This window comes from Cohnella phaseoli (assembly GCF_003386235.1).
GTDB classification, from domain to species: Bacteria; Bacillota; Bacilli; order Paenibacillales; family Paenibacillaceae; genus Cohnella; species Cohnella phaseoli.
Map to the genome: position 1 here is coordinate 54,222 of NZ_QRDZ01000010.1, position 20,253 is coordinate 74,474.

At 50.6% G+C, this 20,253-nt stretch carries 16 protein-coding genes; 12 read left to right on the forward strand and 4 right to left on the reverse strand.

Annotated features, from left to right (window positions below):
• Window positions 1-5 precede the first annotated feature (5 nt).
• From DFP98_RS14315 to DFP98_RS14365, 11 genes are all read left to right on the forward strand, one after another.
• On the forward strand, window positions 6-1,700 hold the full coding sequence (locus DFP98_RS14315; RefSeq protein ID WP_116061290.1) for an extracellular solute-binding protein: 1,695 nt from the start codon (window positions 6-8) through the stop codon (window positions 1,698-1,700).
• A gap of 75 nt (window positions 1,701-1,775) precedes the next feature.
• Window positions 1,776-2,675 (forward strand): ABC transporter permease, encoded by a 900-nt coding sequence (locus DFP98_RS14320; RefSeq protein WP_116061291.1) that lies wholly within the window; start codon window positions 1,776-1,778, stop codon window positions 2,673-2,675.
• Between the two features lie 16 nt (window positions 2,676-2,691).
• Window positions 2,692-3,576, forward strand: a complete 885-nt coding sequence (locus DFP98_RS14325; RefSeq protein ID WP_116061292.1) for a carbohydrate ABC transporter permease — start codon at window positions 2,692-2,694, stop codon at window positions 3,574-3,576.
• 32 nt (window positions 3,577-3,608) lie between these two features.
• Complete coding sequence (locus tag DFP98_RS14330) at window positions 3,609-5,648, forward strand: hypothetical protein (RefSeq protein ID WP_116061293.1); 2,040 nt, start codon at window positions 3,609-3,611, stop codon at window positions 5,646-5,648.
• Between the two features lie 264 nt (window positions 5,649-5,912).
• Window positions 5,913-6,536, forward strand: coding sequence for an SGNH/GDSL hydrolase family protein (locus DFP98_RS14335; protein ID WP_116061294.1), 624 nt, complete (start codon window positions 5,913-5,915; stop codon window positions 6,534-6,536).
• A gap of 48 nt (window positions 6,537-6,584) precedes the next feature.
• The gene (locus tag DFP98_RS14340) at window positions 6,585-7,631 is read left to right on the forward strand and encodes a phosphotriesterase family protein (protein ID WP_116061295.1); all 1,047 of its coding nucleotides are present in this window, start codon (window positions 6,585-6,587) and stop codon (window positions 7,629-7,631) included.
• 35 nt (window positions 7,632-7,666) lie between these two features.
• Window positions 7,667-8,452, forward strand: a complete 786-nt coding sequence (locus DFP98_RS14345; RefSeq protein ID WP_181917690.1) for an amidohydrolase family protein — start codon at window positions 7,667-7,669, stop codon at window positions 8,450-8,452.
• Window positions 8,449-9,276: an amidohydrolase family protein gene (locus tag DFP98_RS14350; protein ID WP_116061297.1), complete on the forward strand. Its 828-nt coding sequence runs from the start codon at window positions 8,449-8,451 to the stop codon at window positions 9,274-9,276. Before DFP98_RS14345 ends, DFP98_RS14350 begins: the two co-directional genes overlap by 4 nt.
• Window positions 9,277-9,365: 89 nt before the next feature.
• The gene (locus DFP98_RS14355; RefSeq protein ID WP_116061298.1) at window positions 9,366-10,853 is read left to right on the forward strand and encodes a hypothetical protein; all 1,488 of its coding nucleotides are present in this window, start codon (window positions 9,366-9,368) and stop codon (window positions 10,851-10,853) included.
• Between the two features lie 27 nt (window positions 10,854-10,880).
• The gene (locus DFP98_RS14360) at window positions 10,881-12,098 is read left to right on the forward strand and encodes a M24 family metallopeptidase (protein WP_181917691.1); all 1,218 of its coding nucleotides are present in this window, start codon (window positions 10,881-10,883) and stop codon (window positions 12,096-12,098) included.
• The gene (locus DFP98_RS14365; protein WP_116061300.1) at window positions 12,095-12,472 is read left to right on the forward strand and encodes a sensory rhodopsin transducer; all 378 of its coding nucleotides are present in this window, start codon (window positions 12,095-12,097) and stop codon (window positions 12,470-12,472) included. The genes DFP98_RS14360 and DFP98_RS14365 overlap by 4 nt, the downstream gene beginning before the upstream one ends.
• A 248-nt stretch (window positions 12,473-12,720) precedes the next feature.
• Here DFP98_RS14365 and DFP98_RS14370 read toward each other — a convergent pair whose 3' ends face one another.
• The gene (locus DFP98_RS14370; protein ID WP_246016532.1) at window positions 12,721-13,254 is read right to left on the reverse strand and encodes a TetR/AcrR family transcriptional regulator; all 534 of its coding nucleotides are present in this window, start codon (window positions 13,252-13,254) and stop codon (window positions 12,721-12,723) included.
• Window positions 13,255-13,663: 409 nt separating this feature from the next.
• Here DFP98_RS14370 and DFP98_RS14375 point away from each other — a divergent pair, with 409 nt between their 5' ends.
• The gene (locus tag DFP98_RS14375; RefSeq protein ID WP_425455534.1) at window positions 13,664-16,480 is read left to right on the forward strand and encodes a leucine-rich repeat protein; all 2,817 of its coding nucleotides are present in this window, start codon (window positions 13,664-13,666) and stop codon (window positions 16,478-16,480) included.
• A gap of 35 nt (window positions 16,481-16,515) precedes the next feature.
• Here DFP98_RS14375 and DFP98_RS14380 read toward each other — a convergent pair whose 3' ends face one another.
• The 3 genes from DFP98_RS14380 to DFP98_RS14390 all read right to left on the reverse strand — a co-directional run bounded on the left by DFP98_RS14380 (window position 16,516) and on the right by DFP98_RS14390 (window position 20,240).
• Window positions 16,516-17,559, reverse strand: coding sequence for an NAD(P)/FAD-dependent oxidoreductase (locus DFP98_RS14380; RefSeq protein ID WP_116061303.1), 1,044 nt, complete (start codon window positions 17,557-17,559; stop codon window positions 16,516-16,518).
• On the reverse strand, window positions 17,560-18,537 hold the full coding sequence (locus DFP98_RS14385) for an ABC transporter substrate-binding protein (RefSeq protein ID WP_116061304.1): 978 nt from the start codon (window positions 18,535-18,537) through the stop codon (window positions 17,560-17,562). It abuts the gene before it with no gap.
• Between the two features lie 98 nt (window positions 18,538-18,635).
• Window positions 18,636-20,240: an AraC family transcriptional regulator gene (locus tag DFP98_RS14390; RefSeq protein WP_116061305.1), complete on the reverse strand. Its 1,605-nt coding sequence runs from the start codon at window positions 20,238-20,240 to the stop codon at window positions 18,636-18,638.
• Between the last annotated feature and the right edge of the window lie 13 nt (window positions 20,241-20,253).

Sequence of the window (20,253 nt, forward strand, 5' to 3'; positions counted from 1 at the left end):
AGAGCATGAAAAAGAGTTTAGTGCTGTTAATGTGTTTTGTATTTGCGGGTTCCCTCTTGCTTACAGCGTGTTCGGATTCCAACAATTCCGCTTCACCGGGCGCTTCGTCAAGCACCGCTTCCAGTGAGCCATCTTCCGCATCTTCAGAGTCTAGCGGAGAAGCAACGCCTGATCCGAATGCGAAGTATGATCCGCCAGTTACGGTAACAACGGTTAGGGCAATCACTGCCGATATGAAGCTTCCCGAAGGTCAAACTTATGAAGACAATGTTTGGACGCGTACGTTACGCGATGAGTACGGAATTGATACAAAAGTACTGTGGAATGTCGATGGCGGACAGTATGATAACAAACTAAACATGTCCATCGCTTCCGGCGACTTGCCCGATCTGATGAAGGTTTCTTCTGCGCAATTCAAGCAACTCCTGGAATCGGACAGTTTGGCGGATTTAACGGAGGTGTACGAGAAATACGCTTCGGAGGAAATGAAAAAGCAGCACGCTATTGGCGACGGCATTGCGCTGAAAACCGGAATGATCGGCGATAAGCTGTATGCTCTACCAGATGCGGCCTCGGCTATTGGCGGTGCACCAAGCACTTTGATTTGGATTCGTGCCGATTGGCTGAAGAAGCTCGGCCTGGAGGAGCCAAAATCGCTTGAAGATGTGTTCGCCATCGCCCGAGCGTTCACCAAGAACGATCCTGACGGAAATAATAAAGCAGATACGACAGGAATTGTATTCGAAAAAGGTTTCTTATCCAGCGGTCTCGGCAATCGCGGCTTGTTTAACTCTTTCGACGCTTTCCCGCAATCCTGGATAGCGGATAGCACCGGAAATCTCGTCTATGGCAGCATTCAACCGGAAGTAAAAACAGCATTGCAGGCTTTACAAGATCTGTACAAGGAAGGACTCCTTGATAAGGAATTCATCGTCAAGGACGCTGGAAAAGTGATTGAGACGCTGGTAGCCAACAAGGCCGGAATCGCCTTTGGACCCCATTACTTCGGACAATTTATTCATCAAACGAAGGTTCAGCACCCGGAAGTGGAGTGGAAACCATTCCCACTGATGAGATTGGACGGAAGCCAGGCGAAGGTATCGCTGAATTCGCCGACGTTGGGACAATATGTTGTGCGCAAAGGCTATTCCAATCCTGAAGTTATCGTGAAAATGATGAACCTGGCTTTCGATATCACCGTTGGCGAGAGAGCGACGAAAGAAAATTACGATAAATACATGTACGATCCGAAAGACGGAACGATTCAGATCTGGAATTTTGCTCCCGTCTTCTCCAATGATTCCACGGATGCGTTATTCCAGCAAATCATCGATGCCACGGAAGCGAATGATCCGACTCTTGCGAAGGATGCAACGGCCCAGCTTGTAATCGCCAACGCGAAGAAAGCGCGAGAGGGCGAACATTCCTTATACGGTTGGACGCTATACTCCGATGCCTGGAAAATCTATTTTGACCTTATGAACAAGGGCTTGTATGTAAACAACGGTTTCTACGGCGTTCCGACACCGACAATGACGGATAAACAAGCGACGCTTGACCAGCTTGAGCTGGAGACGTTCTCCAAGATCATTATGAATGCTGCGCCAATCGACGACTTTGATAAATTCGTGGAAAATTGGAAAAAGCTTGGCGGAGACCAGGTTACGAAAGAAGTAAATGAATGGAAACAAACCATGTAAATCAAGATGCCTGATCATGAGTCGGTTGCTTCCATGGAGCAAGCCGACTCATGTTGGCAATGGAGGAGCCTGTATATGCCAGCTCGAAAATGGAGGAAAGAAGGGCCTCTTCATCTCATGCTGCTGCCCTCGCTTGTGCTGTTGTTGATGTTCAGCTACTTGCCGATGGCTGGAATTGTCATTGCGTTTCAGAAGTTTAATCCGGGTCTAGGCGTATGGCGTTCGAAATGGATCGGATGGGATAACTTCACCTATTTATTCCTGCTGCCTAACTTCAATCAAGTTCTCATCAATACCGTCGTTATTGCAGGGATGAAGATCATTGTCGGGATTCTGCTGCCTTTAATCGTTTCCATCATGCTTAATGAAGTACGCCACAAGCTGTTGAAATCAGGGATTCAGACTATTATTTATTTGCCCCACTTTTTATCCTGGGTCATCCTAGCGGGAATATTGATTGATCTCTTGTCCATGAAGGGCTTGGTTAACGTCTTTTTGACCCGCGTATTCGATATTTCACCGATCTTTTTTCTGGGTGACAATAGCTGGTTTCGAATTGTACTTGTGCTCTCCGATGCCTGGAAGGAATTCGGATTCAGCACAATTGTCTATCTTGCTGCCATTACGAGCATCAATCCGGCCCTTTACGAATCTGCCACAGTAGACGGCGCTGGCCGTTGGAAAAAGACATTAAACGTGACGATTCCCGGGATCATCCCGATTATCGTGCTGCTGACGACTTTAAGTCTTGGCAATGTGCTCAACGCTGGCTTTGATCAAGTATTTAACCTGTACAATACGGCCGTCTACGAGACAGGCGATATTATCGATACGCTAATTTATCGTACGGGCTTGGTGGAATTCAAGTATGGCCTGGCGACTGCTGTAGGCGTTTTCAAGTCGGTCATCTCATTCATCATGATCTCCATCTCTTATTGGCTTGCTTATCGGCTAGCAAACTATCGGATTTTCTAGAAGGAGCGCTATCGCAATGAAGTATGCACAGCGACCTATGGAACGAGCCGGCATTTGGCTGATCTATCTCGTTCTTATTGTCCTCTCGATCTTATGCATTCTGCCCATGATTCACGTATTGGCGGTTTCCTTGTCCGGCGCAGCCCCCGCCACCGCCGGTCAGGTTACCTTCTGGCCGATAGATTGGACGTGGGAGTCTTATCGCTATGTATTCGGCAAAGCCCAATTTATTAAAGCGATGGGTGTCTCTGTGGAGCGGGTAGCGCTTGGTGTAACCATTAGCATGCTATTGACCGTGCTTGCTGCGTATCCGTTGTCCAAGGAGCAGAGCGAATTCCGATTCCGAACCGCATACGCCTGGGTTTTCGTAGCGACGATCTTGTTTTCAGGCGGACTCGTTCCCTCGTATATGACCATACGAACCTTCCACATGATTGATACGATTTGGGCGCTTGTCCTTCCGGGGGCTGTTGCGGTATTCAACACGATCGTGCTGCTCAATTTTTTTCGCGGCTTGCCGCGCGAGCTGGAAGAAGCGGCGTTTATCGATGGCGCCGGGCATGGAATTGTTCTATTTCGGCTGTTCTTACCCATGTCGCTGCCCGCGATCGCAACGCTTACGTTGTTCAGTATTGTGGGGCATTGGAATTCCTGGTTCGATGGGTTGATTCTGATGAATAGCCCCTCCAACTATCCGCTTAGCAGCTATTTGCAAACGGTAATCATTGGACGTGAAATGACGCAGCTGTCTCCTCATGACGCCGTCCTTCTGTCGCGAATTTCGGAACAGACGTTAAAAGCGGCGCAAATCTTTGCAGCATCGCTGCCTGTGCTGATTGTCTATCCGTTCCTGCAACGTTTCTTTGTTAAAGGCATTGTGTTGGGCAGCGTTAAAGGATAATTTCGTAGAAGCAGCAATTCGGAGGAGATAAGATGACTACAGCAAGTTATGAAAAATGGGTGTGGATCGAATTAATCGGCTTCGACAATAGAGCAAGCGATTTCGGCGTTGCGGCTTATTTGGACACGGTCGGCACAGTTCCGGACGGCATTTCCTTGCTTTTTTTTACGCCGGATTTTGTTCACGCCCATAAAGGAATGGAGCGGGAGCACATCCTACCGATCGAGATGTGTTCTTACGCCGCGCGTCCTTACGGCAAGCTGCATGATCGGCAGCAGTGGACGAACTACCAATTGCACGGGCTGGTTAAGGAATTGCAAAAGCAGGGTGTTAACGTCTACTGCAGCTTTTTTAATTTATTTCTGTTCAGCGATGAGGGCAGGGAGAAGGCCAGCGAGTGGTGCGCGGCGCACCCCGAGTTGTATGAAATGCGGAAGACGGGAGAAGCGTTTCCTGTTATTAATCCACTGAAGCGGTTCAAGGACGGGACGTATTACGAAGATGTATTTGTCCGCGATCTGATGACCGTTATGCGAGATTACGAATTCGACGGCTATCACGGCGCCGACGGTTACACGAGCCCGCGTCTCAGTCTGGCTGAAGCCGATTACTCGGATGATATGGTTGAGCAGTTCTTGCGGATAAGCGGCGTGGAGCTAGCGTCGGGCTTGCAGGCAGTATGCGACGGTGATTCACTTGCATTGGAGAAACGCGCAGATTGGATTTGGACACATCAGCGAATGGACTGGATTCGTTTCTATGCCGTCCGTTGGGGCGAGCTCTGGCAGAAAATAATGCCGGCGATACGCAACGCAGGTAAAAAAGCCGTACTGAATTCGGTCTGGACGCGGGACCCGTTTGAAGCCTTATATCGTTACGGCGTCGATTACCGGCTGCTGGCCGAGTCCGGCGTTAACGGCTTTGTCATTGAATCCGTTGGCGCCTCGCTTTCCGCGGGAGCGGGGGAATGCGAATATAAGGAACCAGGCTCCGAATTCATGGCGATGATTATGGCGATTAAAGCTTATACACCCGACATGAAGCTCATCTGCTTAAACGCGATCCAGGACACGAACGAGCAGTGGGACGGTATCAGCCACGTGCCGACTATTGTTGAAAGAGATATTTACGCCTTCTCCAATGTCTATTTGCAGGACCGGGAAGGGCTGCGACGCTGCGCGTCGGGGTTTGTGGCCTGTTTGGGCGACGGGATCGAGAAGATGAGCTGGGACAAAATTGTGCGTCAATGGAATCTGGGCTTCGACGGTGCGCCGGAGCGGATTATCGGCGCGAGTTATGTCTGGTCCGACGAAGCGCTGCAACGTTCGTTGGAAGCGTATCCCGCAAGCCGGGGCTGGTCGGCGCATAAATGGCTTACCGAGCTTATTGAAGCAGGCGCGCCGCTTCACTCCGTGGTGAACGTGAAAAATTTGCCGCAGACGAGCGGTGCGATATGCACAGTAGATGTGCAGCTATTGAACGATGAGGAATTGGATCGGGTTCTGTCTTACCGGAGCGGGCCGTCGGTCCTTGTCGGCACGATGACGAAGCGGATTTCTCAAGCATTTGAAAGCAGGGGCTTGCAGGTAAGCTGCGAGCTGAATCAGTTGTTTGGCGTCGCTTGCGATGAGAACGGTGCAATAATCGCAGCGATTGTCGGGGACGAGGCGGATCGTCGCGCGTTCGGCGAGCAGAGCGATCTATCCGCTTTGAACGATATCAAGAGCTGGCTGGAGCCGTTATTTTACCGCGAGGTATCCGCTGAATTTTTGAATCGCTGCGTTCAGGTGCTGACGGATTGCACAGGTGCGCCAAGGACAGTTAGCAACTCGCGATACATTCGCACAGCCGTATTGGAAATCCAACCCGGTCGGTGGCGGCTGCTGATCCGAAACCTGCACATCAATTATAAGTCGGCGCATCTGGATCTCGGCCGCTCCATTGCGAACCTTAAAGTGCTGACCGACTTTCCGGGCATTCCGATTTTCCCCAAGGGTTCGGAGTTCAGCCTGTACGTTCCCGGTCGCGGAATCGTCATTGTCGAAGTGCAAATGAACAAGCTGAATCGTTAAGTTGGAGACCCTTATGTGGTCTAGCGACTTGCCCCGAAGAATGGAATAAAGAGCCGTAAAACACTGCCGACGGTCGTTGCTGCCGTCGGCTGTTTACGTTTTTAACAGCTCCTTTGCAAGTAGTCGTGGACAAAAGATAGCGAAAGTGGAAATCGGAAAGTAGTGGGTCCATATCCCGCTTAGTATAATGAAGCTGATTTTCAACCTTCTCTTGTCCGGGAGAAGGTAAAGCAGGCCCGTAGTGCGCATCAGGAGGTATAGAGAATGCAACGTTTGAGTGAAATGCTTGGAGGTGCCGATCAGGCATTTATTGTCTGCTTGGGAGATTCGATCACGGAGCAAAACGAGCATACGCATGGAAAGCTGAACTACGTGGGCCAGCTTCAAGAAAAACTGCTCAAAAGGTTCGGCCGGCGGCAATTGGTGTTGAATGCCGGCGTAAGCGACGATACGACGCGGGAGATTTTGGAACGGTTGGATCGGGATGCGTTAAGGTTTCAGCCGCATGTCGTAGCTTTGATGATCGGCATGAACGACTCCCTTCGGGGAGCCGGTGAAGTGCAGCAGTTTAAGTCCAATCTGTCCTCCATTGCGGAAAAAGTCAGATCCGCAGGCAGCAAGCTTATTTTGTTGACGCCCAATACGATCAATGCCAGCTTGGAGGAAAATTTCATTCGAGACAGCTACCCTCTCTATATTCAAGCCATGAGAGAGCTCTCTGGCGCGGAACAGGTGCCGTTATGCGATGTCTATCAGGCTTTCGAGGAGCGAAGAGAGAAGGAGCCGAACAGTCAATGGACGTTGATGAACGATTGCATCCATCCGAATGAATACGGTCACGACCTGATGGCGGAAACGTTGTTTCGATTTCTTGATCTGACGGCTTAAGGAAGGAAGTTGTTGCAAGTCGAACCGGACAGGGGAGGAGGGCGTCATATGTCCGTCATAACGGTAGCAGGCAAGATGGAAACGGAAGACCTGGGTTGGATTCTGCCGCATGAGCATGCGTTCATCGATCTGCGCCCACTGGTGCCTGAACCCCAAGCGATTGGGGCGAAGTCGTTGGCTGCGGAGAAGGTGAGTCTCGCCAATTTCGGGGTATTGACCCGCAATCCGTATGCGGTTCTGGACAACGCCGTGATCGACGAAGAGGAGATCGTTAAGGCCGAGCTCATGGCGTTCAAGCGGGCCGGAGGCGGCGCTTTCGTCGACCTGACGCTGCGGGATATCGGACGCGATCCGGTTCTGCTGGCGGGCGTGTCGCGCGAAGTCGGAATTCCGATCGTCGCAGGCTGCGGATATTATATCCACGCTTCCCACCCGCCGGATATGGATGACAAGACGGTTGAATCCATCGCCGAGGAAATTCATCGGGAAGTGACCGTCGGGATGGACGGGACGAACATTCGAGCCGGCGTCATCGGGGAGATCGGGACGAGCGCGGTCATCCACCCGAATGAGAAGAAAACGTTGATCGCAGCGGCGATGGTGCAAAGCGAGACCGGGTTAGGCCTTCATGTACACACGGATCTGTGGGCGAGGCGCGGTCTTGAGGTCATCGATATTCTGACGGCCCACGGAGCCGCTGCGGACAAAATCTGCATCAACCATGTGGACGTCGATATCGTGCCGGATTACTTGAAGGCTCTGCTCGACCGGGGAGCGTACATCGAGTTCGACAACTTCGGCAAGGAGTTCTATGCCGACAGGCGGCACAAGAGCGTCCTGAAGGGGGTGTTCGCACGGGATATCGATAGGGTGCGTACGATCAAGGAGCTCATCGACTGCAGCTATCTGCGGCAAATTCTCGTCTCCAACGACGTCTGCCTGAAGATCGGCTTGCATCGCTACGGCGGCTGGGGCTACGACCATATTCTGACGAACATCGTCCCGATGATGGAGGATGAAGGCATCGAGCCGGAGCAGATCCGGGAGCTCATGTGCGGCAATCCGGCGCGCTTTCTGGACAGTGACTTAGCATAATAAGCGGCGCGAAAGACAGATCGGGAGGGATGAACATGAAAATGATCGATTGCAGCTGTGCGATCGGGTACAAGACGTTGAATTACGAAGTCGTAAACCACGAACATTTGCTAGTCCGGGAGAAGGTGAAGCAGGCCCGCGATGCGGAGGAATTGCTGGCCGAGCTCGATTTCTGCGGCATCGCCCAAGCGGTCGTCAGCCACAACGCGATGGCGGACGTCGATCCCGATTACGGGAATCGGCTTGTGGTAGAGGAAACCGCGAAGGCGCCGGATCGGCTGCTGCCGAGCTGGACGATCTTGCCCCCTGTCACGGAACGGCAGTATGCGCCCGAAGCGCTGTTCCCGGCGATGAAGGAGAACGGCGTAAAGCTGCTGAGAGCCTACCCGCAGCGTAACCGTTACATGCTGAATCGGGTGGCGATGGGCGAGCTGCTGTCGGCCGTCTCCGACGCTCGCATTCCGCTGTTTCTCTCCCCGAGCGAAGGTTGGGAGCCCGTCTACGACGTGCTGCAGGAGTTCCCGGAGCTTACCGTCATTTTGTGCAACTACGGGTTGTGGAGCCATGCCCGACTGACGTTCCCGCTGCTGCGCAGCTACAAGAACTTTTACATCGAGACCGGGGACATGCAGGCGGCAGGGGAAATCAAGGAAATCTGCGGCAAATTCGGCTCGGAACGGCTGCTGTTCGGCTCCGAGTTTCCGAGCAACGCGATCGGCGGACCGCTGGCTTGTCTGCTCGGTTCGGGCATCAAGCAAGAAGAACTGGAGAATATCGCATTCAAAAACGCGGAAAGACTGCTGGGCGAGGTGAGCTTATGAGCAGAGTGCCGATGACCAATCCGTCGCTGCTGGCACGCGAATTCGCGGAAACCGGCAGACTGTCGAGCCTGTCCTACATCGACATGCATACGCATATGGGACCGTTCTACGGGACGTATTTGCCGGAGGCCGAGCTGGAGACGATGATTGCGACGATGGACAGGGAGAACATCGAATGGATCATCTCCGCTCCCCACAGCGCATTGTTCGATCCGATCGGGCGCAATTCGGAAATTCGGGCGGCGATGGCGAAGCACCCCGACCGGATCAAAGGCTATTTTGTCGTCAATCCGCATTACGTCGACAATCTGGACGAGGAGCTGGCCGACTATGACGAAGTCGAGGGCTATGTCGGATTCAAGGTGCTCCCGGACTATCACAAGTACCCGCTGACCGGCGAGAAGTACCGAAAGATGTATGAATTCGCGAACGAGCGCGGACTTCTGCTGCTGTCGCATACATGGGGACACAGCTCGTACAATCCGCCGCAGATGATGGGACAATTGGCGCGCGAATATCCGAATATGACGTTCCTGCTCGGGCACTCCGCGCCGGGGGAAACGGATGTCGCCATCAAGCTGGCCAAGGAGCTGCCAAACGTCTATCTGGAGCTTTGCGATACGGGACGTCTGAACGGAATGATCGGTAAAATGGTGCGCGAGGCCGGATCGGAGAAAGTGCTGTTCGGCACCGATTTCCCCTGGTACGACCCGAATTATATGCTGGGAAGCGTGCTGTTCTCCGGCATCGGCGACGACGACATCGTCAACATTATCCGGAACAACGCCGTGCGGCTCGTGTCCGGCATCCGGGGCAGACGGTGAAAGGCTGCAGGACGGGGACCGGATCGTGGTCAAGCGCTTACGGAACGAAGCAGGAGCAACATCGCATATGAAAAGGAGCAGAACTCATCATGAATGAAATCATTGAATCGTTTGAAACCGCCAAGGGAAACGTGTTCGGCGACTTGCTAACGAATCGGGCGGAGCATCGGCCGCTCAAGGTCGGCCTGCTGACGCTCGGATTTTTCGAATATTGGCGGATGTTCCCGGGCAGTCTGCACGCGAACGTCACGTCGGACCTGACCGCCGTATACGAACGGCTGAAGGCGGCGCTGCCGGATGATCTTGTCGTCTGGCCGGGGTTGGTCGATACGTTGGACGCGGCGGACGCGGCCGGGCGGAAGCTGAAGGAAGAAGCCATCGACCTGATCGTCTACGTCGCCGGGACCTATTGTCCCGATTACATGGCGATCCAGGCGCTGGAGAACTTTCGCCATCTGCCGCTGCTGATGTTCAATACGCAGGGCACAGGCGAGATCAATCTGAAGACGGACTACGAGAACATCCTGCGCAACAGCGCCTTGATCGCCAACCTCCAGCTTGCCGCGACATTCCGTAAAATGGGCTGGTTTGGCGGACTTAAAGTTGTTGTCGGAGCAATCGGCGATGAGGATGCCTATGCGGAGATGGGCCGGTACGCTCGGGCCTACCGGGCATATATCCGACTTCGCAGCGTCAATATCGGCGTCATCGGCCATGTGTTCAGGGGGATGTACGATTTCGAGTACGACAAGACGACGATCAAGGGTACGCTCGGTCCGAACCTCATTTCCATTCAGCTCGATCATCTGTTGAGCCGCTTTGAGGTCGTGTCGGAGGAAGAGATTGCGGACGGCGTCGCTTTGGCCCGGGAGAGCTTCAATATTGTCGGTCTGGAAGAGGACGACATCCGCAAAGCCTCCCGCCTTTACGCAGCCCTTCGGAGCACGTTGGAGCGGTTCCGGCTGGACGCTCTTACGCTGCTCGGGCAGCACTACGTGGAGCAGAAGACGGGAACGACGCCGTATTTGGCGAACACGCTGCTTCACGAGGAAGGCCGCTATGTCGTCAACACCGAGGGCGACATACACGGCTTGATCATGATGACGCTGATGCGGCAGCTGGGCGGGGAAGTGCCGGCATTCGCGGAATGGGGCGAATACGACGAGCGGCTGAACGCGTTATTGATGGTCCATCACGGGTATGCCAATCCGGCATATGCACGAGACCGCAGCTCGGTGAAGGTGAATCGTTCTCCCGAGCAGTGGGGACTGCAGGGCGCCGGCTTCGGCTTTGAATACACACTGAAGCCGGGTGTCGTGACGATCAGCCATCTGATCGTCGATGCCGAAGGATACAAGATGCTGATCGTTCGCGGCGAAGCGCTGGATATCGCGGACAACATTCCATGCGAGGAGATTACGGCCGTCGTGAAATTCCCGGTGCCGATCAAAGCTTTTCTCGCGGAATTGATCAAGGAAGGCTTCGCCCACCACTGCATTATCGGATACGGGGATCTGACGGAAGAACTGTCATATGTCGCCGACTTTATGGGAATTCGCAAAGTAACGTATTTGTAGGAAGCATCAGAGAGGAGCGGGATGGAAATGGCCTCGATACCGGTCGAAGAATATCGCGCCAGAGCCGACAGGCTGCGCGCGTTGATGAGAGAGAAGGGGCTGCAAGCCTGCCTTATCTATGGGGATGAGTATCGCAAAGAAAACCTGCGCTACATGAGCAATTATTGGCCGCTGTTCGAACGAGGCGCGGTGCTGTTACCGCTCGTTGGGGAGCCGATCGTAATTGCCGCTCCGGAGGGGGAGCTTATGTGCCGCGAAATGACGGCGTGGTCCGATGTGCGGCTGCTGCCCCAGTTCACCTGCGTCACGGTGCCGGATGAGATCGAGTATCCGCAGGCGAATTATACGAGCTTGAAAGCGATTCTCGCCGAAATCAATGAGGCGAATCCGCTTCATGCGATCGGCATCGCTGGTCTCGACGCGATGTCCGCCTCGCTGCTGGCGACGATCGAAGGCAGCGCAGAAGGCGTGGAATGGATCGATGCGGGAGAGCTGCTGTTCCGGCTCAGGATGACGAAGACGGAGCATGAAATCGCCTGTCTGAAGGAAGCGGCGCGCATCGCGGATGAGGGCTACAAGGCGATGATCCGCAATGTCCGACCGGGCATGACCGAGCTGGAGTTGTCCGCGTATGCCTATATGGAATGCACGAAGGCGTGCGCGGAGTTCGTGCCGTTCATCGTTATGGCGAGCGGCGAGCGGGTGAACACGATCATCGGCAGGCCGACCCGGAAGGTGATTCAGGACGGTGAAATGATCATGACGGCGATTGCGGTTCAATACGAGGGCTACGTAGCAACCGTCGGATTTCCGTTCGTCGCCGGACAGATGAGCGAGGAGCAGCGGGCGTTCATATCGCTTCTCGTCGAGGCGGAGGATATCGCTCTGTCCCGGCTTGGTCCCGGCAACGCCATGAGCGGACTCGTTGCCGCCGTTAAAGCCTATTTTGCCGACAAGGGCGTTACCGCTTACGATCTGTATCCCCCCTTGCACGGTTGCGGACTTGCCGAAGCGGAATCGCCGTATCCCGATGAGAACAGCGCGGCCCGGTTTGAAGTCGGCATGACGGTGAACACCGACATCAGCCTGTTCGGACATCCTCACGGGTCGAACCGGGTGGAAGAAAGCCTTGTCGTGACGGAGGACGGCTACGAATCGATGTCTGCGCTCGTCCGCCAGCTTAGCCGGACGTGGAAGGAGCGCGGCGTCGTGGCGTTGGCTCCCGAGGACGGAGGCGCGGCATGAGCGGACAGGGCGCGAAAAACTGGTACATCATCGATGGCTACTTACCTTATAAGGGCAAGGTTGAAGAAGAAATTTTCGAAGGCCACGAGGCGATCATGATTCTGAACTGCCAGGAGGAAGACACCGAGGTGCGCATGGACATCTTCTACGAGGATCGCGAACCCGACCGGGACATTCTCATCGCCGTCCAGGCGGAGAGGGTCAAATGCATCCGTATGGATCGTCCGGAGGACATCGGCGGAATCGCCCTGGATCGGCAGCTCCAATACTCCCTGCGGTTCCGCAGCGACAAGAATGTCATCATTCAGTACGGGAGAATGGACATCGCTCAGCCGAATCTGGCTTACATCGGGATGATGGGGTATTCGGAATAATGAAGATTACCGGAAGACGGTTCACCCTCGGGGGAGAGCCCTGAAAAATTACAGAGAAGGTAAAGGCCGATGAGTGATCATCGGTCTTCTTTGTGGTAAATCGGCAAATATAAAATTCGCTGCCCTTAGGGTTGATCAATAGCCAAATCGAAAATAGGTAGCGTTTGTATTGCGGAATGTTTTCCGTAGGTACAAACGCTTATTGGCGTTGTACCTACGGACTGCTTTGCGTATTTTGCAGTTTAAGATTACCTTTTTAATCCATACAGAAAAAGTTTGGTTATTTCTTTGGAAAGCTCATCAGGCGTTTTTAAGCCTGTCCATAATTTTGTTAATGCGAGGTGTCCGATAACGCCAACGATTGCCGAAGCGACAACGCTTAAATCGAAGTCAGGATCAAAAAAGCCGTTTTTTACTTCTGCAGTCAGGTTTTCTTCAATCTGTTTGGCCATTTGCTCTTTTATTTCAGCGGCATCCTCCGAGAGAAAAAAGCCGATTCGTGCGATTTGTTCATTTTCCTGAAATACCTGAAAAACCGAGGCGATATTGTTACCGATTCGTTCCGGCAGCTCGGTCTTCTCACTGTCGGAAGGTAGCCTGCTTTGCTCAACCCGCGGGTGCAGCTTAGATTTAAATAGATCGATTAATTCCTGGAAAATGGCTTCCTTGCTCTTGAAATAGAGATAAAAGGCGGGCTGCGTCACGTTTGCCGCCTTTACGATCGCACTGATTTTCGTATCGTGGAACCCGTGTAATGCAAATTGTTCTGCTGCGATTTTCAAAAGCAGCTCTCTGCTTTTTTCTCCGTCCGCTCCGGCTTTCCGCCCTCTTTTGTTCAGTGGGAACCACTCCAGCCCTTGTATTCTCTCTTAATCGCTTTGCTTATGAATATAATTACTACCTTAACAGCCTCATATCCTTTCGCTTGATTAAAAAATTCATGCCTTCCGGGAAAGCTCTCCGTTGTAAAGCTTCCTCGCGTTTAAGGTGCTTTCCAAATAAATTACTATGTAGTAATATTACTTGTGAGTAATATATTAATCTCATTTCAGCTATAAAATATAAAAAAGGTGGACTGAATTATTCATGGCGAGGCTTATGCGATTCGGTTTGTTAAGTGCGTTGGCTTTTTGTGCCCTTTTTTGGGCCGGGCTTCATGCTCATGCGGCTGTCAGCGGCGATTTTGAATATATGGATAATCCGGACGGCACGGTAACGATTACCTATTATCATGACCCGGTTAAATATGATAATCATTTGGTAGTTCCAGCGCGGCTGGACGGTAAAACTGTAACCGCTATTGGAGATCAAGCTTTTCGTTACGCTTTTATTTTTGGAGTAACGCTTCCGGACACGATCAAGAGTATTGGAAAGGAAGCATTTGAACTGACTCGCGTTCTTAAAAATGTAAAATTGCCAAGCGGATTAGTTTCAATAGGCGACCATGCTTTTAATTACAACCAGATCGAACAGATTACTCTGCCTGACAGCCTGGAACATATAGGTTTCTCGGCATTCAGCTACAATAAACTAAAAAGTGTGTCATTCCCAAGCGGGCTTAAAAGTATGGATTGGTTTGCCTTCTGGCATAACGAAATTACTTCGGTGTCCTTTCCGGAAAATATGACTAAAATCCCTAAACATACTTTTGTTGAGAATAAAATCACTTCGATCACGATTCCGAAACATATAACCGAAATAGAGTCTCACGCATTTTCGGGGAATCCGCTAACAGAGGTAACGATTCTTTCGGCTGCAACCCAGCTGAGTCGAGATTCTATTTTAGAGGTTGGATCCCCATTCACGGTTTATGGGCACAGCGAGTCGCCGGCGCAAAAATTTGCTTTTACCAATAGTTATCTTTTTGAGCCATTTAAGATGAAGGTAACTTACGATGGAAATGGCTCAGCCGGGGGGAGCGTTCCCGTTGACGATAAATCGTATGTAAGATGGGAACAAGCAACGGTGTTAGGGAATACAGGATGGCTGGAACGGCCAGGGTATCGTTTTGACGGATGGAATACCGCTCCCGATGGCAGCGGCGAAGATTACGCCGTTCATAGTAAAGTCAGAATCGAAGAAGATGATGTTATCTTATATGCCAAATGGGGGGCGGCGGCGGATGCCCAAGCTCCCGTCATTACCGATACGATTACCGCAGAGAATACCCAGAGTACGAGCGGGTTGGTCATCATGCCGAATCCGGCGGAGTTCGACTCTGTGACGTATTATAAAATTAGCGCGATTGTTGGCGGAACGCTATACAAGTCTGACAGTACGACACCGATCTCGGATGGAGAATTTATAACGGTTGCAGAAGGCGCTGCGGGTCTGAAATTTACGCCTGATGCGGATGCGAACAGTGTGGCCGGCGATGTATTCTCGTTCCAGGCGCAAGCCGCTTACGATTCTAACGGAACGGGGTTAAGTCCGGCTTCCGAAGCTTCAATTACGGTCAGCGAGGTGAATCAAGCGCCTCTGGCGCCTGATATTCGCTTGCCGGCCAAGGCTATGAACGGGACGAAGCGCATTTCGTTTGCTGAAATTCTAAAGAACGTATCACCGGGTCCGGCGAATGAAAGCGATCAGGCGCTTACCGTCACAGCAGTAGATAACGCGGTTGGCGGCACGGTAGAAATACAAGGAACGGATATTCTTTTTACACTGAACAACAATTATGAAGGTATAGCAAGCTTCCGGTATACGGTCGCCGACAATGGCACAACCAACGGAATGGACGATTTCAAGACGGCGAGCGCGATCGTCAGCTTCGAGGTTGAAGAGGGGGTAGACGATACAAAACCTGATCTTACTTTGAAAGGAGACAATCCGCTGTATCTTCTGCTCGGAGAGCCCTATCATGAGCCGGGATATACGGCATATGACAATGAGGTTGAAGATGTAACGGCTCTTGTAACCGTTACAGGTTCCGTTTATACGCAGACGCTGGGCAGCTATGAGCTTACGTATCGAGTTGCGGATTTAAGCGGTAACGAAGCGGAAGCCATTCGGACGGTGCGCGTGGTTTCGAACGACTTGGCGGATTTGTCTGTTGATGTTAGCGGGTTGCAGCCTGTATTTGATCCGGCAATCGAATTATATTCGATGCAAGTTCCTCATGCTGCGAGTGTGCTTCATGTTACAGCTTCTCTATTGGATCTATCGGCAACGCTGACGATAGACGGAGAAGCGAAGGGGCATCGGGAAGCCAAATCCGTGAGCTTGAGGGAAGGAAGGAACAGCATTACGATCGTGGTGGCGGCACAGGGAGGAGCAACGAAGACGTATACGATCAACGTTGTCCGTGTCGGCGCTCCCTCCCAAGGCGGCGATTCAGGCGGAGGCGTGCCTCCCGTGCCCGACAATACTGACATAGAGAAACCGCAAGAACCACAAAAGCCGCAGGAACCACAAAAGCCGCAACAGCCGCAACAGCCGCAACAGCCCCAAGATTCGGCGCCCTCATTTACGGACATCGCCGGGCATTGGGCGGAAGACACGATCAAGCTCGCTGCGGCGAAGGACATCGTCAGCGGCTATCCTAACGGTCTGTTCAAGCCGAACAGCCCGATTACACGGGCAGAGTTCACCGTAATGCTGACAGGCGCTTTGCACCTGGAAGGATCGCGTACCGCACTCGCCTTCGCGGATCAAGAACGGATCGGCGAATGGGCGAAGCATGCTGTCGCCAAGGCCATGCAGGCAGGCATCGTTCATGGATATCACGATGGCAGTTTCCGGCCCAATGCGCAGATCACCCGGGCGGAGATGGCTTCGATGATCGCGCGGGCGCTTGGACTAAAGCTTGCCGCCGATGGGACCACCGGTTTCGCTGACGATGATGCGATACCCGGATGGGCGAAGAGCGCAGTCGATGCGATTCGCAAGCTTGGCCTTGTCGCTGGTCGTGGAGGCAATCAGTTCGTTCCGAACGAAACGGCAAGCAGAGCGGAAGCTGTCGTTATGCTAGTCAGAATGTTGGAGCTTCAAGATAAGATGACTATTTAAACCAATCAGAAGGACGCCGTCAGGCGTCCTTCTGCCTAGTTACTGACTTTGTTCTTCTGCAGCAGCTCATCGTTTTTTTCTGCGAAACGGTCATTGTGAGAAGAAACGCCCGCCATTTTTGATACTGTAGGATCGATATAGAGTTTGGCGCTATTTACAGCGAGGACGGCATCATTAAATGCGCCTGCAATAAGTCTTACTTTCCCTTCATTCGTTATAATATCGCCTGCGCCAAATATGCCTGGCATACTCGTGCACATTTTTGGCGTAACGGAAATGCCCCATTCTTCCGAGGCTAAGCCCCAATCCAAAATTGCGCCGCCAAAGTGTCGATCAAACCCATGATTGACGAGCACTTCGTCTACTTCAATTTCTGTCGTATCCTTGGAATCAACACGCTGTAATGTGACATGTTCGATTTTATGGCTATTGCTATTGCCATGTAAACGAGAAACTGTATAAGGAACAAAGGTTGTGGCGAGAGATTTCATACGCGTTACAGACGATTCAAAAGCACTAAAGTCATCTCGTCTATGAACGACATACACTTTTTTGGCGATTGGAGCCATTTCAATGGCCCAATCTACAGCGGAATCGCCCCCACCAGAAATGAGTACCCGTTTATCTTTAAACTTGTTTATGTTCGTTACTGTGTAGTGAAGGTTGGTTAGTTCATATCGGTCGGCCCCTTCGACCGTTAATTTCTGAATCCGCGTAATACCGCGTCCTGTAGCTAAAATAATCGTTTTCGTATAATGCTTCTCGCCTGTTTTGGCTGTTAACATAAAAATGCCGTCGGCGCGTTTGTCCATGCCAACAATTTCTTGACCGAATACGATTGTCGGCATAAATGTGGTTGCTTGATTGATTAAGGAATGAATAATATCTTCACAGCGAACAGGCTCAATTCCACCGACATCCCATACTAACTTTTCAGGGTATGTACGCATAAACCCGCCTAATTCCTGTTTCGCTTCGATTATTTTTGTTTTCATTTCACGCATGCCGCTATAGAAAGCAGCATACATCCCTGCAGGACCGCCGCCGATAATAATGACATCATAAATGTCTTGTTTCATTTAGCGCACCAGCTTTTCCACTAGGTAATCAAGGAAGAGGGGAGACCCAACTAAACCTTCACCTACAACGTAATCTGCTGTTTTTAACGGGTAAACATGTCCTGCTTTCACAGCGGCCATTGTTTTCCACATCGGGCTATTCTCTAAATCCTTCATGGATTGTTCGCTGCTATAATTTTGCATTTGACGTTGCTCGACAAAAATATGGTCTGCGTCAATGCCAGGCAATACTTCCAAGGAAATAGGCGTGAACCAAGTATCGCTATCTTTCAACATCGTTGGAATATTTAATCCAAGCTGTGTGTATAGCATGTCACTGCCAGGGCTGCCCTTTTCAGTGCCCAGCACACGATATTGCTTCTGTTCTACACGTAATACGAGAATTTTTTCGTCGCCAATAGCATTGTGCAGTTTTTCTTTGGTGTCTTCTATTTTTTCTCTATACTTCGCGAGAGCAAGCTCAGCTTCTTTTTCTTTATTGAACAGTTCGCCAAGAGTAAGCACAATTTCATCTGTTGAAAGGCCAGCCTCAACGGCAACAGTAGGGGCGATTTTACTTAAAGCCTCATATTTAACGGCATCAATAGCCCCACTTTCAGCAACAATTAGATCGGGTGCCGCCTCCAGAATCACTTCCAGATTTTCTGCATATTGCTGTGTTGGAATCATTTTGACATTGTGCTCATTAAATAATTTCGGGCGATATTCCGGTTCGATTTCTTTTACAATTGTGACCATGTTAGGTGTTACGCCGATTTGAATTAAGTTTTCAGCATAACTAGAACTAAGGACTAGCAGATTCTTGGGTTGGGTAGGGATGGTTACCTCGCCAAAGACATCTTTTACAACACGTGTTGCAGGCTCAGTTTCGTTCCCGTTAACTTTTGCTTCACTTCCGTTATCTTTACTAGCGGTTGAGCAAGCAGCTAAAGTTAAAACGAACAGTAGAAGAAGTGTATACTGCACGGTTTTTCTCACTAAATTACGCCCTCTTTTCTTTGATAATGATTATCACTATCAAATTATAGCGAATAATGAGTCAACCTAATATAGCGTAAAGCGTCTTAAAAATTGGATTATTGTGTTGTTGAATAAGCGCCTCCCAAAATAGATTGTTCAATCTGCCGCATTATTTCCCTTTTACCAAACACACTGCAATTGTTAATCCATAAGCCTGTGTCAACATAAAATACATGTTTGTTTTTTACCGCATCCAAATTGGCCCATTGCTTACTTTGTTGGAGTGTTGATAGGCTGAGGTCTGCATTGTAATAGTCCATTACACGTTTCTCAATAAACAAATACGCAGGATTCGCTTCCTCTAATTGTTGTAAAGAGCACGAGTTGAAACTTTTTTCGTTTGTGCGAAGCTTTGCGGGCATTTGCAAACCGATTTCCTTATATAGAAGTATAGCTGTGTCGCAGGAGGATTCGCCTACATAACGATAGCCCAGCTCTTCTACACGGAGGTAAAGCACGGTAGAGTTACTCGAGATGTGATTTTGTATTTTGTTTTTTAGAAGATCTACCTGAGCAGTAAGCTCGTCAATCATTTGCGTAGCCTGACCTGCTTTGTTGAACAATTCGCCGAAATAGCAAATAAGTGAATTAAGATCGTGCGGCAGCCCTGTTAGGACGGGTGCAGCGGAGCGAAAATGTTGTTTCGTATCTTCGGTTAAGTTGGCGCTGATAATTAAATCGGGTTGTTGTTGTACAACGATGTCTTGCGGAATGACATATTGAGGTGTATCTAATAGGGTCACACCCCATTGATGAAACATGCCTTTTTGATAGCGGGGGGTTAAGGAATTAGTAACGACAACACAATGGGGGATGACGCCGAATGCAATTGCAATTTCTGCGTGTGCAGACGAGAGAAAGCAAATTCGGTATTGTGCAACCGTTTTTTTGAATTTCCTAGGCGAGTGGCCGACAATTCGTGTAAACTGTCGACTAAAATATTGAACATCGTCAAAACCCGCTTTTTTTGCAATATTTTTAGATAAGTCATCTGTGAGGAGCAGCATTTCCTGAGCACGGAAAATACGATAATGAATTAAATACTCTATCGGCGTTTTACGATAGATATCAATGAATTTTCTTGAATAATACGATGGGCTGTACCCGGCGATCGCCGCTAACTCGTTTCTTGTCATCATTTGATTATATTTTTGTTGCATATACGTTACTGTGCGCTCAATTCTTTGTTCAAGCGTGTATTCATCGGTTTGTTGTTCTGGATCTAATTCTTTTAATAAATGGTATAAAACATATTGCTTAATGGTTGTATTGAGATGATCCGTCGTTTCAGCGAGCGATATTCGAATATCTGCTACGACCGTTTCAGGCACTCTTTGAACATAATAGCCCGTCGTCGTATTTACATCCCAATCGCAGAGCGATTTCATTTTCATGTCATACGTATTGAAGCTAATGATATAGCCCGAAAAATCAAGGTGATTGGTTTTTGTCAGTTGGATGACGGAACCACTTGCAATAGCAATTAAATGACCAAATATAATATGCTCTTCATGCCCATTTATCGATAGCGTTGCTTGGCCATCCGTAACCAAAAAGAGAGAAGCTTGGTCAAGGTGCATACTCGATTGTTTAGATAACGATTTGGCTAAATCTTTTATTTCCGTGCAATGTGCAAGCCAATCGGGATTAGAATCAAGCATTATTTGCTCCCCC